This is a genomic window from Melioribacter sulfuriphilus (assembly GCF_051488685.1).
Taxonomy (GTDB): Bacteria; Bacteroidota; Ignavibacteria; order Ignavibacteriales; family Melioribacteraceae; genus Melioribacter.
Window position 1 is genome coordinate 239,011 of the sequence record NZ_JBPSEH010000006.1, and the last position, 16,959, is coordinate 255,969.

The following is a 16,959-nucleotide window of genomic DNA, read 5'->3' on the forward strand; positions in this document are numbered from 1 at the left end:
TACAAAAAAAATTATAGTTTAGAAATTATTGCATCGGTCATCTGCTGGGTTGTTGCAGCACCCTGTTTTATAACATCGGGACCGCCTTTAAGTTTGAGCATATCGTATGTTCTTACTTTACCTTCTTCGATTACTTTAGCAATAGCATTTTTAATTTTTTGGGCAATATCAATTTCTCCAAGATGTTCAAGCATCATTACTGCGCTCATAAACATTGCAATTGGATTGACAATCGAGGGTTGCAACTTTTCGTATTTAGGGGCCGAGCCGTGCGTCGGTTCGAATACGGCTACTTTCTCTCCAATATTTGCACTACAAGCAAATCCCAGTCCTCCCACCAGTCCTGCAAAACCGTCGCTTATAATATCACCGAACATATTCTCAGCTACGATAACCCCGTAGTCTTCTGGATTTTTTGTTAACCACATCATTTGGGCGTCGATATTTGTATCCCATAGTTCGATTTCAGGATATTCTTTCGATATTTCGCGTGCGATTTTTAGCATCATACCGGATGTTTCTCGCAAAACATTCGGCTTTTCACACAACGTAACGCTTTTGTAATTATTTTTACGTGCGTATTCAAAAGCGGATCTAATAATTCTTTCGCTTGCTTTTTTTGTGACAATTCTTGTTGAAATTGCCAGCTCTTCACTGGGAACATCGGCAAAAGCTTTCATCTTTGGGTGAGTTTCGAGTGCTTTTCTTACAACTTCCGGAGGATTTGTCCATTCTACGCCGGCGTAAAGGCCTTCTGTATTCTGTCTGAAAATTACGGTATTGACATATGGCTCTTCGTAAGTGCCGTCAATTTTTTTGCGGATAAAATTTAATGGATTCCCCTTGAAAGAGATGCACGGCCGAATGCAGATATCGAGGTTAAAATGTTGTCTGAGTGCAACGATAGGAGAGAAATAAGTAAATCCTTTATTGCGTAATTCCGGTTTTAGTTCTTCGGCTGCTTTATCCTTTGGTTTACTGGTGATAGCTCCGAAGAGAGCCACTTTATGCTTTTCAATTAAATCAATGGTCCTCTGAGGCAAAGGGTTTCCTTCATTACACCAGAATTCCCACCCGATATCTCCCCAAACATACTCTGCTACAAATCCTGCTGCATTTAACAATCTTATAGCTTCTGGTAATACTATTTTCCCAATTCCATCGCCCGGTAAGGCTACAATTGTTCTCATATTTTCTCCCAGTGTGTTGAAATTTTATTGATTAACTTAGATAAGATAATCTTTATTGGCAACTCTTTCGATTATTCAAAATGATTCTGCTTTATCTTTAAATAGTTTTTTTTAATTTAGAATAGTCAAAAAAAGGGGACATGAGATGAAGTTTAGCATAAATATCGATCATATTGCAACACTTAGAAACGCACGAGCCGAATTCCAGCCCGATCCTGTGGCTTTTGCATTGATGGCAGAACTTTACGGCGTTGATGGAATTGTAGTACATCTAAGGGAAGACAGGCGCCATATTAATGAACGCGACGTTAGACTACTCAGAGAATTAATTACAACAAAACTTGACCTCGAAATGGCTGCCGTCGACGAGATTATCGATATTGCATGCGATGTCAAACCTGAACTGGCTACCATTGTTCCGGAGAAAAGACAGGAACTTACAACTGAAGGTGGAATAAATGTAATTGACAACATTAGTTTATTAAGCGATACGATAAAGCGTCTCCACGAAGCTAAAATTGACGTTTCCCTTTTTATTGAACCAGACATCGACCAGATAAATGCCGCTGCTGAAATAAATGCAGACTTTATCGAAATTCATACCGGAAAATATGCCAACTCTCCTACCGAAGAGGAAAGATTCGACGAATTAGATAAAATTCGTCTGGCTGCCAAACATGCAAAAAAATTGGGATTGGGTGTTAATGCTGGTCATGGATTGAATTATGTTAATATGAAAGAATTCGTTGCTATAAAAGAAATTGACGAAGTTAGCATAGGGCATGCAATAATTGCACGGACGGTTTTTGTAGGCGTAGAAAAAGCTATTAAAGAAATGATTGAAATCATTCGCAATGCTCAATAAACCTGACCGGTAAAACTTTGATTAAAAATCTCAAGAAAAGATTAGACTACCATTACAATCAATTCAACAGTAAATCGATTGTGCCCGACCCCGTGTTATTTCCTCACAGATATTTAGATTCTCGCGACATCGAAATATCGGCTTTTATATCGTCAATTTTCGCATACGGAAATCTGTCGCAAATTATGAAAACACTGGATGAAATTCACAAAGTTATGCAGAATAAGCCGTATGAGTTTATATCAAATTTTTCACTGCATACAAAAATCTTTGAGAAATTAAAATATCGATTTTACAGTCCGGATGATATCAATCTTATTTTTTATGCTTTGAACAAAATATACAGTCAATACGATTCATTAAAATATTTATTTCTATTATACTATTTCGAAAATGAGAAAAATTTGAAATCGTCTATTACATTTTTTGTTGACAATATTAAGAATATAATTGCCCATAAAAGTAATATCAGCGCTGGTATAAAATTTATGCTGCCCGATCCTATGAAAAACAGTGCGTGCAAAAGAATGAATTTGTTTTTGAGATGGATGGTGAGAAAGGATAATATTGATTTCGGATTGTGGCAGGAAATTAGACCTGATAAACTCGTTATCCCCGTAGATACTCACGTGGCTAGAGTTAGCAGGATGTTGGGACTTACTCAAAAGAAGATTGTTAACTGGCAAATGGCTGAAGAAATTACCGAAAATCTAAGAAGATTTGATCCATCCGATCCGGTAAAATATGATTTTGCAATCTGTCATATTGGTATGAATAAGACGAAGATAATTTAAAAAGTTTGCTCGTCTATAATATCAATGTTATATTAGTCGAACGATTATCAAATAATTAATACCATAAACAGGAGAACGGCATGTCGGAACAAAAACGATTTGTCCCTTTCGTCTCGCCGGAAACAAATATGGCTGAATTTACAGTGAGAGCTCTGATAATTGGACTGCTTATGGCAGTTGTACTCGGAGCGGCGAATGCCTATTTGGGTCTTAAAGCCGGTATGACAATAGCTGCTACCTATCCGGCGGCAGTAATAGGGATGGCGCTTCTGAAATTAATGAAAGGTACAATACTGGAAGAGAATTTTGCACGTACTGTTGGTTCAATAGGCGAATCGATAGCTGCAGGTGCAATATTCACTTTGCCCGCATTTTTTATTGCTGGTATCTGGGATCCGTTTTTTACACCGGGTCATTATGCAATTTCGACGGCAATAATGGTTGCTGGCGGTGTACTCGGCATTATGTTCGTTGCATTATTGCGACGGGTTATGGTTGAAGATGCGGAACTCCCATTCCCCGAATCGGTAGCCGCTGCAGAAATTCATAAAGCAGGGCGTAATGGAACTGCCGGTTCAAAATACTTATTCAATGCGATGGGCATTGGCGCAGTTATTCAAGCATTAGGAAAATTTAAATTGTTCGCGTTTTCATACGATAAAGTTTTACAATTCGGTAAAGGAAGTATCTTATTCCGCTCGCCTGAAGTTAGTCCGGCTTATATGGGCGTCGGTTATATAATTGGTCCCAGACTCGCAGCATTGAACTTCAGCGGAGGTGTTATTGCTTGGGGTTTGCTTGCTCCAATCATTGCTTATTTCAAGTATACTGCAGCTGGAGATAATTCAATAGAAACGACAAATATGCTTGTGCAGGTTTGGAAAGATTATGTGCGTCCCATCGCTATTGGAGGGATGCTCGTAGGAGCCGCTTATACTTTATGGAAAATGAGAAATAGTCTTATTACAGGAATTGGCAGGTCGGTTAGTGACGTAAAAAAAGCTGCTACTGGAGAAGTGACTGAAATACGCACTGAAAAAGATCTAAGCTTTACTACAATTCTTGTTGGGATCGGATTGACAGCTTTAGCAACATTTTTTATTTATAATTTCTTTGCGCAGGACCTATTCGCAGCGTTGGTGGCAACGATCGTAATGATAATTGCTGGATTCTTTTTTGCTGCCGTTTCGGGTTATCTCGTAGGAATTATCGGGTCGAGTAACAATCCAATTAGCGGTTTAACGTTATCGACATTAGTTGTGGCAGCTGTTTTAATGGTTGCCCTTGGAATGAAAGGAATTCAAGGAGTGGCTGCTGTTCTCGGCGTGGCAGCTGTTGTATGCGTCTCGGCAGCCGTGGCAGGAGAAATGCTGCAAGATCTGAAAGCCGGTCATATTCTCGGTGGTACTCCATGGAAAATGCAGCTGGGTGATATTATCGGCGTTGTAATTTCATCGGCTGTAATGTTTATTCCTCTTTTTATTCTTCACGAAGGTGATATAAAATCGGGCGGTATGGGTTTCGGCGGCGACGCACTTCCGGCTCCACAGGCAAGTTTAATGGCTATCTTATCGAATGGAATTGTTGCTGGCCAAATGGAATGGATACTGATTTTTACAGGAATGCTAATGGGTGTCGGATTTATTATGATGAATGTCAAAAGTCCTATGCTCGTTAGCGTGGGAATGTATCTCCCGCTCGGTACGACTTTCGCAATTTTTGTTGGCGGTATCATTAAAGGAATCGTCGAAAAAATATCTGCTAAAAATAATTTCAACGATGCTCAGAAATCGAGAGTGGAAAATGTTGGAATTTTACTTGCCGCAGGATTAATAGCTGGCGAAGCTTTAGTTGGTCTTCTTTTTGCAGGATTTGCATTCTGGGAAATACCACTACTGGAAATCTTTAAAGAAACTACGTTCTTGATAAGTCTGGTAGTATTACTGTTTATTGCTTATTTACTCATAAAAATCCCAATTAAGAATGCAGGTAAACCAGAAGACCCTGCGTCTCCTTCGGTTCCAGTTTAATTAATTAAGCGCTGTTTCTTTTGAAAGAATCAGCGCTTTTATATTAACTGCGATATGATATGAATTTTTTTGGAAGACAAAAAATAGACAAAAATTATCTTGACCTTATACCTGTAAGAAAAGTCGAATATGAAAAAGACGGCAATCTGGTAACACTATTAATTCCAAAATTTACAAGTAATTTTGCGACAAAATTTATTATGCCAAGATTGAAGTCGAAATACATTAGGCTAAGACTCGATGAACTTGGTTCAGCTTCCTGGTTGGAAATTGACGATAATAGTAAGGTGGCTGAAATTTGCAATCGACTCAGAAATAAATTTGGAAATAAGATTGAGCCTGTTGAAGAACGTTTGACCCGTTTTCTGACACGATTGTACGTGGAAAAAATTATTTCTTTTAAGGAAATAGAAGGAGAAAAAATATGAGCAACACACTCTCAAGTCTTAAACCAGAACTATTATGGAAACACTTCGAAGAAATTTGTAAGAGACCGCATCCATCGAGAAACGAAAAGCTTGTTGCCGAATATATTATAGATTTTGCAAAGAAAAACTCGCTCGACTACAGCGTCGATGGTTTTGGTAATATCGTTATTAGAAAACCAGCTACACCGGGCAAGGAAAAATTAATGACGGTTGCATTGCAGGGACATCTCGATATGGTACCCGAAAAGAATAACGACGTAAAGCATAATTTTGACAAGGACCCAATTGAACCATATATTGACGGCGATTGGGTTAAAGCCAGAGGCACTACACTCGGCTCAGACAACGGCATCGGGGTAGCTGCAGCTCTCGCTATTCTTGAATCGAAGGATATTGAACACGGTCCTATTGAAGCTCTTTTTACACTTGATGAAGAAACAGGACTCAACGGCGCACAGGCTCTTCAACCTGGATTCCTGAAGGCCAATATTATGATTAATCTCGATTCAGAAGAAGATGGTGCTTTCTACATCGGATGCGCAGGAGGTCAAAACACATTTGCAGAATTCAAAATAAAAACAACACCTTACAAAGAAAATACTATTCCTCTTGAAGTATCGGTTACTGGATTAAAAGGGGGGCATTCGGGACTTGATATAGCAAGCGGGCGCGCAAATGCCATCAAATTACTTGTTCGTTTGCTCTATAATCTGAATGAAAAATTTGGCATTACACTTTCAAAAATTAGCGGCGGCAATAAACATAATGCCATTCCAAGAGAAGCTTTTGCATTAATAAGAATACCGAAAAAAAATTATATCGAAGTTTTAGACACGGTATCCAGATTCGAATCTACCGTCAAATCTGAATTCGCAACTGTAGAACCTTCGTTGCAGATTATTGCAAATAAGGTTCAATCGAGAGCAAAAGTAATCGACAAAGCTACCTCCGATAGAATAATCGACTCGCTCTACGGCATTCAAAATGGTGTAATTAAAATGAGCGCCGATATCGAAGGACTCGTGGAAACTTCTTCGAACTTAGCTGTGGTGGTTACTAAACAAAACAGTGTTGAAGTAATAACAAGTCAAAGAAGTTCTGTGGAGTCTGAGAAATATGATATTTCTAATGCTATTGCTGCAGTATTCAAATTAGCAAAAGCAAAGGTGAATTTTGGCGAAGGGTATCCAGGATGGAAGCCAGATATTAATTCTCCAATACTGGGACTCATGAAAGACGTTTATAAGCAGATGTTCGATACTGAACCAGAAATTAAAGCGATTCATGCTGGATTGGAATGCGGAATTATTAAAGAAAAATTTCCACACGTCGATATGATATCTTTAGGCCCTACAATTCAAGGTGCGCACTCTCCTGACGAAAGAGTACAAATAAGTACAGTTCAAAAATTCTGGGATGTTCTGGTTAATGTATTGAAAAATATTCCTTCAATTTAATTGACAGAATCGTATAGGAAGCCATTCTTTTCGTGGCTTCCTGTACGTGACTTTTTTGATAATAGAGTTAATGTTATGGTAATTACTACTAAAAAACCTCAACCTACATTTCTTTTTAGATGGACTATATTGCTTTTGATCAGCCTTGCGATGTTTGGAAATTATTATATCTACGACAGTATAAGTCCTCTGGCTGATTTGTTGGTAAAACAGCTTAAGTTTACCGATGCTGACATTGGGCTTTTGCAGGGAATTTACAGCTTTCCAAATATAATCATGGTGCTTATCGGTGGAATTATCATCGATAAAATTGGCACTCGGATTTCAGTATTGATATTTACAGCTCTAATAATGATTGGTGCGGTTGTTACTGCATTGACAGGCAAACTTTATATTATGGCTCTTGGCAGGTTAATATTTGGACTCGGTGCCGAGTCGATGATTGTTGCGATTACTACGATTATAGCTCGCTGGTTTAAAGGCAAAGAATTATCTCTCGCATTTGGACTAAATCTTACAGTGGCGCGACTCGGTTCTTTCCTTGCTCTTAATTCACCTACATGGGGAAAAAGTTTTTACGAATACTGGCAATCGCCACTTCTGATTACTGTGGCTGCAGGTGTTTTTGCTGTTGTTACCATCGTTCTTTATTATATTCTCGATCTAATCGGCTCAAGAAAATTTGATCTTCCTGCCGAAGGTCAACAGGAAAAAGTAGTTCTGAAAGAAATCTTTACATTTCCCAAAGCCTTCTGGTACATTACAGCGCTTTGTGTTACTTTTTATTCTGCCATGTTTCCGTTTCAGACTTTTGCAATAAAATTTTTTCAGGATGCACATGGCACAACAAGGGAAGTAGGAGGTAATCTTTCGAGTATTCTAACACTGGCGGCAATGATTTTTACTCCGCTCTTCGGATTGCTTGCCGATAAGATTGGTAAGCGTTCATTGTTGATGATGTTTGGCTCTCTTTTAATTATACCTGTTTATCTAATGATGGCGTATAAAATTGGCAGGCCGGATTTAATGACCGAAGGAGACTTTATTCATCTATCACTATCATTTTTTGATATCAACGTGTCAATTCCAATTTATCTTATTCTACCGATGTCGATGATGGGCATCGCTTTTTCGTTGGTGCCTGCTGTAATGTGGCCTTCTGTTGCATTGATTGTTGACAACACCAAACTGGGAACTGCATACGGTTTAATGACAATGATTCAAAATATCGGTTTATTTTCATTCAATATTATTATCGGTTACGCAAACGATATTTCAGGAGCGAGCGCAGCTAATCCGACAGGTTACAATACAGGTATGTGGATTTTTTCGATGCTTGGATTTTTCGGATTAATCTTTGCATACTTATTGAAAAAAAGTCAACAACAACTAGACGCTAAACCTGAATAAATATTTTATTAATGCTCTTTTTACTAAATTGTGTCCGTAAAAGTTATCGATTATATGAAACTCAAATTTTCAATAGTAATTTTTCTTACTCTTTCGGCAAGCAGTATTAATGCTCAAACTTTTGGATTCGGCTGTCTGGGTATGAGTGGTTTCTACGCCGGTTTTACGCATCATTACTACGAAGCGACCGCTATCAATGAGTTTCTTAACAACTATAAAATAAATCCTGTAGATGGCTTAATGCCGAATATTGAATTTAAAAGGTCAACAGGCTACAGAATAGGAGCTAATATTTTTAGAGCAAGATTTTCAAGTATCATTATAAGTACAAAAGGCTATTATCAATTTTTAAAAGAAACTAACGAATTCAAAACTGATGAATTGACTTCAGAACGTTACGAATTGTCGATGAATAATTGGGGCGTTGGACTGGATGTTGGTATTCCTGTCTTCTCTTTCCTCGATCTAAAACTTGTCGAAGGTCATCTAAATTTTTATTCTCCTGAATTCAAAATTAATCTTATAGAACAAAACAGCGCCACAGTTGAACTCAACAAATTTACAGCGGAGGAAACAAAAATTGGGTATTTCCTCGGTTCAGGATTAATAATTCATCTAATTCCGGATTATATCAGTCTGGAAGCCACGGCGGGTTATAATTTCCTGGAGTTGAAATATTTGTACGACGGTGAGAATAATTTATCGATACCTGTTACAAATTCAACTAAAGAAATAATTAATAAAAAAACTTTTTCTGCAACTCTTCAAATCAATGTGGGCTTCCCACTTTAAGGTAAAATTATGAAACAGACCAAACTCGATAAAGCTGCAGTAATAGCAATACGTGACTGCATGGGCGCTAAGACAAATGAATCGATATTAATAATTACAGACGAGAAAAAGAAAAAAATCGGTTATGCACTTTATCAAAATGCTCTGCGATTGGGGCACCCTTCGCTATATGTTGAAATGAAGTCGGGTGAGATGCACGGTCAAGAACCACCTGCTCAGGTAGCAGAATTGATGAAAATGTTCGATGTGGTATTGTGCCCTACAGACAAATCTTTGACGCATACAAACGCAAGGAGAGCAGCTTCTGCTAATGGAGTTCGTATTGCCACATTTCCTGGAATTACTGAAGATATTATGATACGAGGTTTAAATGCAGATTACAAAAAAATAGCAGAGCTCACAATTAAACTTGTAAAAAAACTCGACAGAGCCAGTAAAGTAAGAGTTACCGCTGCGGGTGGGACAGATCTCTCTTTTGAAATTAAAGGACGCAAAGCAATTGCCAGCAAAGGGCTTTTCCATAAAAAAGGCGAAGGTGGCAACTTACCCACAGGCGAAGCTTATATTGCTCCTCTTGAAGGCACCTCAAACGGTGTCTTTGTCGTCGATGGTTCGATGTCTGGTGTCGGTGTAGTTAAAAATAGACCAATTAGAATTGAAGTAAAGAATGGATATGCAGTAAAAATTAGTGGCGGTTCACAAGCAAAAAAACTCGAAAAAATACTTGAAAAGTATGGGCAATTAGCCCGAAACATTGCTGAATTTGGAATTGGAACAAATGATAAAGTTAAATTGAGTGGAAATTTGCTTGAAGACGAAAAAGTATTGGGAACGGTGCATATTGCTTTAGGCGACAATAAAACTATGGGCGGCAATGTAAACGTGCCAATTCATCTGGATGGTGTCATTAAGAAGCCAACCGTATGGCTCGATGGCAAGTTAATTATGAAGGACGGGAAGCTAATTAATTAAACGGGAAATTTCACACAACTTAATTTTTTGAAAAGAATTATCGAATATCCCTTACAATCTATCCGTTACACAGACTATTAAATTATAAATTTTTACTTTATAAAACTCTCCTAAAATTGATTAACCGCTCTTAATTTTGTAAATTTGTAACTTAAAAAACAAACAATTCTTATGAAATTTCTAAATGAATTAAACGAAGAGCAGCGTAAAGCTGTTGAGTACAATTCAGGTCCACATATGGTTGTGGCAGGTGCTGGTTCAGGCAAAACCCGCGTTTTGACTTACAAAATTGCGTATTTGATCGAAAAAGGACTGGAACCTGAATCGATTCTTGCTCTTACTTTTACAAACAAGGCCGCCAGAGAAATGAAAGAGCGCATTAAAGCGATGATCGGCAAGAAAGCCGAAAAGCTCTGGATGGGCACTTTTCATTCGATTTTTGCGCGTATTCTGAGAGCGGAATCGAATTATATCAATTACCGTCCGAATTTTTCGATTTATGACCGCGAAGATTCAGTCTCTCTGGTATCGAACGTTATGCAGGACCTCAATATCAACCTCGAAAATCTAACACCTAACGGAGTTCAGCATAAAATAAGTTACCTGAAAAACCAGATGATTTTGCCAGAAGATTATGAAAAGGAAATGTCTTCTACTTCCATAGATAAAAAATTTCTGGAGATTTATAAAGAATATCAAAATCGCCTGTTTCAAAATAATGCAATGGATTTTGACGATCTCCTTTTGAAGCCCATCGAACTATTTACGAATAATCCGAAAGTTCTGAGCAAGTACAAAAAAATCTTCAAATATATCCTTGTAGATGAATATCAGGATACGAACAAAGCACAATATGAATTGATCAAAATTTTAAGTCCAGTCCGCGATAAAATATGTGTTGTTGGAGATGATGCTCAGAGTATTTACAGCTGGCGTGGTGCTGAAATTAAAAACATGCTTAATTTCAAAAAAGATTTTAAAGACGCCAAAATTTTCCGTCTTGAACAGAATTACCGCTCCACAAAAATGATTCTTGCAGCGGCAGATTCTATAATTAAAAATAATGCCGAACAGATTGCCAAGACATTATGGACTGAGAATAACGACGGCGAACAATTGACTATTATACGCGCTTCCGACGAGAAAGACGAAGCGCTTCAGATTGCAAGGCGTATTAAAAAAGAAGTAATCAACCGTAAACTTTCGCTGAACGATATAGCAATTTTCTATCGATTGAATTCTCAGTCAAGAGCACTGGAAGAGGCTTTGCGCCGCGAGAAAATTCCGTATAAAATTGTAGGTGGTGTTGAATTTTACAGACGAAAGGAAGTAAAGGATGTACTGGCTTATCTACGGGTACTTTCAAATCAAAATGACGAAGAAAGTCTTCTCAGAATTATGAATTTTCCGCAGAGGGGAATTGGGAATACTTCGATTTCGAAGATGATTGCATTTGCCAGACGCCTGAATATTACACTTTTTGCAACAATGGCGCGTGTTTTCGAAGTAATCGAAGTTAAAGAAAGAATTCAGAAAAACGTTAAACAATTCAAGTTAATGCTCGACAAGTACATTGAGCTGAAAGATAAGCTTTCAATCAGTGAATTGACTTCTGCACTGGTTGACGAGCTCGGTATTCTTAAAATGTATAAAGAGGAAAACACTCCCGAATCCATGGCGCGTTATGACAACATACAGGAATTACTGAGAGCAATACAGGAATATAATCAAGAAAATCCAAAAGCTACACTTGACGAATTTCTGGCAGAAGTATCGCTGGTAGCTGGGATTGACCAGTACGACGAAAAAGCAAATGCCGTAACACTAATGACTGTTCATTCTGCCAAAGGATTGGAGTTCCCTGTTGTTTTTATAACTGGACTTGAAGAAGATATTTTCCCATTGAGTCCACGATTTGATTCGGATTCCAAAATCGAAGAAGAAAGAAGGCTCTTTTATGTTGCCCTCACAAGGGCGCAACAGAAAGTATTTCTGACTTATGCCAGGTCGAGGTATCGATTTGGCGAAGTGGCATATCAAAGTCGCTCTCGTTTCATCGATGAACTCGACGAATCTACTTATGTCGAAATTAACGGCCCGGGCAGTAGAAGAGCGGGTAGAAAGAAAAAAGAAGATTACGACGAGTACTATCAAGAAAGTTACGACGATTACGACCAGGAACGTCGTTCTTTGAGAGTCGGTAGTAAAGTATCCCACGCCATATTTGGCATTGGGAAAATACTTGCAATTACCGGCTCGGGAGACACCCAAAAGGTGACTATTGCATTTGAAAATCATGGCACCAAAAACCTTTTGACAAAATTTGCAAACTTGAAGCTCATTTAAAAAAATAACGGAGAATTAAATGAAGATAGGTATTTTAACAGGGGGTGGTGATTGCCCCGGTCTCAATGCCGTAATTAGAGCGGTAGTAAGAAAGTCTTTACAAAACGGACATGAAGTAATCGGTATCCGCGAAGGATGGCGTGGTATACTCGAAAATAATTTTATGACTCTCGACCTCGAAGCCATCTCAGGAATCCTTCCTCGCGGAGGCACAATACTCGGTACTTCCCGTACCAACGTCTACAAAGTTCAAAACGGTGAAGAAAAAGTAAAACAAAATATGAAAGATGCAGGAATCGACTGCCTGGTTGCAATTGGTGGCGAGGATACACTTGGTGTTGCCTCTAAACTCCACAAAGGAGGCGTTAAAGTAGTTGGAGTTCCCAAGACAATTGATAACGATTTGAACGCTACCGATTACACATTTGGTTTCGATACTGCTGTTAATATTGCCACCGAAGCAATTGACAGACTTCATACAACTGCAGAAGCTCATAATCGTGTAATGGTAGTCGAAGTAATGGGTCGCCATGCGGGATGGATTGCAGTCCATGCAGGCATTGCTGGAGGCGCCGATGTTATCTTGATTCCCGAAAAGCCGTTTGACCTTGATGAAGTGTGCGATATTATTACAAAACGTCATGCAAGAGGAAAGAACTTTAGCATTGTAGTAGTTTCCGAAGGTGCAAAATTAAAAACTGAAAACAACGTCGATAAAGACGGTTCTTTTGTTCTTAGCAGTATGGAAGTCGACGCTTTTGGACACGTTAAACTTGGCGGTATCGGAAACGTTATTGCAGAAGAAATCGAAAAAAGAACTGGATTTGAAACAAGAGCCACAGTACTAGGTTATATTCAAAGAGGTGGAAGCCCAACTGCTTTCGATCGCGTACTCGGTACACGACTTGGTGTTTTTGCCGCAGATTTAGTAGATAAAGGTAAATTCGGATATATGGCTGCTTTGAAAGGTAAAGATATCGTGGCTGTTAAATTAGAAGAAGCTGTCGGCGAGCTCAAAACGGTCGATCTTGAACTCTATAAAGTTGCGGAAACTTTCTTTGGTTAATAAGATGAAGGCTGCCTTTGGGCAGCCTTTTTTATTTAATCTTTCCCCATTTCCTTTAATTTTTTGTATGGTATGTGTTTAATCGAAAAATAATATTGTACGTCTTTCTTTAATTCCCCTGAAAGTAAAATAATTGCTAAAAGGTTGGGAGCGGTCATAAATCCAAGTGCAGCATCTCCAAAAGCCCATACAGCTTCAAGTTCCGCAATTGAGCCGATAAATACAAAGAGAACAAAAACCCATTTGTACGGTAAGATTGCCCTGTCACCAAAGAGATAATATGTCGCTCTGTCGCCGTAATAAGACCAGCTGATAATTGTGGAAGTAGCAAAGAGAAGTACTGCCAGCGTTACAATCTTATCGCCATAGTCGAATAGCCAGCTTAATCCAATTTTAAAAGCATATGAAGTTAGAATACTTGCATTGTAAATTTGATCGGTGTAGTTCGGATCAATTCGTAGTTTATAAAATTCGGTATGGTACCACGCACCTGTAATAACAATAACCAGACCAGTCAAGGTACAAATTGTAAGGGTGTCGATAAATGGTTCAAGAAGCGCAACAGTGCCCTCGCGTACTCCATATTTGGTTTTGGCGGTTGAATGGGCAATTGGTGCGCTTCCCTGACCAGATTCGTTCGAATACAATCCTCTTTTTGTTCCCCACAATACAGTATTTAACATTACAAGGAAAGTACCTCCAGCAGCACCAGCAATTTTAGCCGGCGGATTGAATGCCATTTCGATAATTAATTTTAAGCTTGGAATTAAAGATTCGATGTTTGCGATTATTATTACAGACGAGGCAATAATATAAAATATAGCCATGAAAGGGGAGAGTATACTCGTTACTTTACCTATTCTTTTAATACCACCGATAATAACAAGTGCAATAATCGACGATAAAACCAGTCCATTTATAACCTGCTGCCATGAAATTGCCAATCCTGAAATTATTTTGTGCTTTACTGTCCAGAAATTATTAACTCCAACAATTTGAGTAACTTCAGAATAAATTTGGTCTGAGAGTGTGAAAGCTTGTATTGCGTTGCCTGTGGCAAATGAACAAATTACAGCGAAACATGCGAACATAATAGCCAGCCATCTCCATTTTGGTCCCAAGCCTTTTTCTATAGTATACATTGGACCACCAGCAATAGAACCATTAGGTAGTATATCACGATATTTATGCGCAAGAGAAACTTCGGCAAATTTAAGAGCTGTACCGAATATTCCTGTTATCCACATCCAGAAAAGGGCGCCGGGTCCGCCATAATAAATTGCAGTTGCAACTCCTGCAATATTTCCTATTCCCACAGTTGCTGAAATAGCAGTCGATAGGGCACGAAAGTGATTTAAATCCCCGCTGTCTTTTGGATCGTCATAGATTCCTGCCGTAACTTTTATTCCGTGCCAGAAATACCTGATTTGGGGAAACTTTAATTTTATTGTTATGAAAATTCCTGTACCCAAAAGTGCAATTAACATAAAAGGGACCGAACCAAGCGGTACATCGGGGGATGGGAAATTTTTGATAGTTTCAAAATTGCCAGGAAAAGTCCAAACACTATTAAAAAATGGCACTCCACCTAATAAAAGAACTGTAAATATTATTACAATACCGATTAATCCAGCTGTCGATTTTTTCATTTCCACCCTTTTTTAAATTAGACCGATAGAACTAAGTAAAACAACAATTATTAATACAGGGGCAACAAATCGCAGTATAAATTTCCAGCAATCGAGGAACCACGGGTATTTGCCGAAGAATGTTTCAGCTCCTTGAATGATTTCACTTTTTACTTTATCGAAACCCCATACCCATCCGACAAAGATTGAGATAAAAAAGCCACCAATTGGTAGAAGAAGATTCGACGATACAAATTCCGATAAATCGAAGAAAGTAAATTTTCCAATCTTAAAGTCGGCAAGCAAATTGAAAGATAATGCACTCGGAACGCCGAGCAATAAAGCTGCAAAGCCAAATACAACTACGGCTTTCTTTCGACTCCAGCCTTTTTCGTCCACAAAATAGGCTGTAACAACTTCCAATAATGATACTGTCGAAGTGACAGCTGCTAAAGAGAGAGCTATAAAAAAGAGGATCGAAAAATAAAACCCACCTGGTATTTTGGTAAATACAACCGGTAATGTTCTGAAGATAAGGCTGGGTCCTACGTCAGGATTTTGACCTGTTGCAAAAACAACTGTAAATATGCTGATGCCTGCAATTATTGCAAGCAGAGTATCAAGAAATGCAATCCAGACCGTTGAATATGGTATATTATCTCTTTTAGACATATAACTACCGTATGTAAGCATGGCTCCCATTCCCAAACTCATTGAAAAGAATGCCTGTCCCATAGCGGCTAACACAACGCCAGTTGTAATTTTAGACCAGTCAGGATTGAAAAGATAGGCTAGACCTTTCGAAGCGCCCTCGAGCGTTAGACCTCGAACCATTATTATCAGCATTAAAATAAAGAGCATCGGCATCATAATCTTGCTGCCGCGTTCAATCCCTTTCTGAACACCAAAATAAACTATCGCCATTGTGAGGAGCATAAAAGCAGCAAGTAAACCGACATTCCAATAAACGTTTGCCAGCAAATCGGAAAAATGTGATTGAGCTGCATCTGGGATACTGTATTGTTGTAAATTACCATTAATAGCTTCATAAATGTATCCGAGAGTCCAGCCTGCAACTACAGTATAAAAGGAAAGAATGACAAAACCGGCTATGACTCCAATGCCTCCTATCCATTGCCAGAATGAGGAAGGGTGCAAGGACTTGAATGACCCTACGGGGTTTTTCTGAGTACTTCTGCCAATGAGTACTTCGGCTATCAATACTGGGATACCGATTAAAATTACACAAAAAATATAGACGAAAATAAATGCGGCTCCTCCGTTTTCACCTGATAAGTAAGGAAACCGCCAGATATTGCCTAATCCAATAGCCGAGCCGGCTGCAGCCAATATAAATCCCACCCGGCTACCCCATTGCTCTCTTTCAGAATTTTTAGGAATCATTTATTGTCCTCAATTATGAATTTAAATTTCTGCAAATATTGGATAATCATTCAAAAATATCAATAAATAAATGTTTTTGATAAGCTGAAATACTTCAATAGCATTACTTCAGTCAATCTAACTCAAAGTATAATGAAGAAAGTCAAATTTACGGCATCACAGGAAATAATGAAATTAATTTTGACTACTGGCCAATATATAAATTTGTAAGTTTCGCCTTTAGGATGTTCGAGGATATTAATTTCCTAAATGAGCATTAATGACTTATCCATTTGTATATTATCCTGTAATTTTCATTAAGAAAAGAATTATGCATTTGTTATCGAAAACTCTGTATGAATTTTAACTTGTAAAAAAATTGCAGGTTCGATTTTATAAAAATGTTCGGATTGTGTCATTTAATTCGTTTTATAAAAGAACTAAAAATTGACTGTTCTGCATTAACAAAACATAAAGCATTTTCTAAAATTAAATTGTACTGATTTATCATTGTAATAATGAGAGACATCTGAAAAATTCAATTAGAGGAACAGATTTATAAGTATTGTCGTTTTCATTGAAAAAATAAATCATGTAT

General features: G+C 38.2%; 13 protein-coding genes. 10 read left to right on the forward strand and 3 right to left on the reverse strand.

Annotated elements, in window-relative coordinates; genetic code table 11:
- Nucleotides 1-11: 11 nt before the first annotated feature.
- The gene (locus tag ACSSV9_RS10010) at nucleotides 12-1,190 is read right to left on the reverse strand and encodes an isocitrate/isopropylmalate dehydrogenase family protein (protein ID WP_437347113.1); all 1,179 of its coding nucleotides are present in this window, start codon (nucleotides 1,188-1,190) and stop codon (nucleotides 12-14) included.
- Between the two features lie 145 nt (nucleotides 1,191-1,335).
- Here ACSSV9_RS10010 and ACSSV9_RS10015 point away from each other — a divergent pair, with 145 nt between their 5' ends.
- The 10 genes from ACSSV9_RS10015 (at nucleotide 1,336) to ACSSV9_RS10060 (ending at nucleotide 13,350) form a co-directional block, all read left to right on the forward strand.
- Nucleotides 1,336-2,055 (forward strand): pyridoxine 5'-phosphate synthase, encoded by a 720-nt coding sequence (locus ACSSV9_RS10015; protein ID WP_437347114.1) that lies wholly within the window; start codon nucleotides 1,336-1,338, stop codon nucleotides 2,053-2,055.
- 17 nt (nucleotides 2,056-2,072) lie between these two features.
- Nucleotides 2,073-2,849 carry a TIGR02757 family protein gene (locus ACSSV9_RS10020; RefSeq protein ID WP_437347115.1) on the forward strand — a complete coding sequence of 259 codons (777 nt, stop codon included), beginning with the start codon at nucleotides 2,073-2,075 and terminating at the stop codon, nucleotides 2,847-2,849.
- A gap of 80 nt (nucleotides 2,850-2,929) precedes the next feature.
- Nucleotides 2,930-4,879 carry an OPT family oligopeptide transporter gene (locus ACSSV9_RS10025; protein WP_437347116.1) on the forward strand — a complete coding sequence of 650 codons (1,950 nt, stop codon included), beginning with the start codon at nucleotides 2,930-2,932 and terminating at the stop codon, nucleotides 4,877-4,879.
- A 59-nt stretch (nucleotides 4,880-4,938) separates the two neighbouring features.
- Nucleotides 4,939-5,307, forward strand: a complete 369-nt coding sequence (locus ACSSV9_RS10030; RefSeq protein ID WP_437347117.1) for a PqqD family protein — start codon at nucleotides 4,939-4,941, stop codon at nucleotides 5,305-5,307.
- Nucleotides 5,304-6,764, forward strand: a complete 1,461-nt coding sequence (locus ACSSV9_RS10035) for an aminoacyl-histidine dipeptidase (RefSeq protein ID WP_437347118.1) — start codon at nucleotides 5,304-5,306, stop codon at nucleotides 6,762-6,764. Before ACSSV9_RS10030 ends, ACSSV9_RS10035 begins: the two co-directional genes overlap by 4 nt.
- Before the next feature lie 75 nt (nucleotides 6,765-6,839).
- The gene (locus ACSSV9_RS10040; RefSeq protein ID WP_437347119.1) at nucleotides 6,840-8,174 is read left to right on the forward strand and encodes an MFS transporter; all 1,335 of its coding nucleotides are present in this window, start codon (nucleotides 6,840-6,842) and stop codon (nucleotides 8,172-8,174) included.
- Nucleotides 8,175-8,228: 54 nt separating this feature from the next.
- Nucleotides 8,229-8,966, forward strand: a complete 738-nt coding sequence (locus ACSSV9_RS10045) for a hypothetical protein (protein ID WP_437347120.1) — start codon at nucleotides 8,229-8,231, stop codon at nucleotides 8,964-8,966.
- A 9-nt stretch (nucleotides 8,967-8,975) separates the two neighbouring features.
- Entirely contained in the window at nucleotides 8,976-9,938 is a 963-nt protein-coding gene (locus ACSSV9_RS10050) for an aminopeptidase (protein WP_437347121.1), read from the forward strand.
- A gap of 171 nt (nucleotides 9,939-10,109) precedes the next feature.
- Nucleotides 10,110-12,284: an ATP-dependent helicase gene (locus tag ACSSV9_RS10055; RefSeq protein ID WP_437347122.1), complete on the forward strand. Its 2,175-nt coding sequence runs from the start codon at nucleotides 10,110-10,112 to the stop codon at nucleotides 12,282-12,284.
- A gap of 19 nt (nucleotides 12,285-12,303) precedes the next feature.
- A complete protein-coding gene (locus ACSSV9_RS10060; protein ID WP_437347123.1) occupies nucleotides 12,304-13,350 on the forward strand; it encodes a 6-phosphofructokinase in 1,047 nt (348 codons plus the stop codon).
- A gap of 35 nt (nucleotides 13,351-13,385) precedes the next feature.
- Here ACSSV9_RS10060 and ACSSV9_RS10065 read toward each other — a convergent pair whose 3' ends face one another.
- Together ACSSV9_RS10065 and ACSSV9_RS10070 are read right to left on the reverse strand one after the other, a co-directional pair.
- Nucleotides 13,386-14,999 carry an alanine/glycine:cation symporter family protein gene (locus ACSSV9_RS10065; RefSeq protein WP_437347124.1) on the reverse strand — a complete coding sequence of 538 codons (1,614 nt, stop codon included), beginning with the start codon at nucleotides 14,997-14,999 and terminating at the stop codon, nucleotides 13,386-13,388.
- Nucleotides 15,000-15,011: 12 nt separating this feature from the next.
- Complete coding sequence (locus ACSSV9_RS10070) at nucleotides 15,012-16,382, reverse strand: sodium-dependent transporter (RefSeq protein WP_437347125.1); 1,371 nt, start codon at nucleotides 16,380-16,382, stop codon at nucleotides 15,012-15,014.
- Between the last annotated feature and the right edge of the window lie 577 nt (nucleotides 16,383-16,959).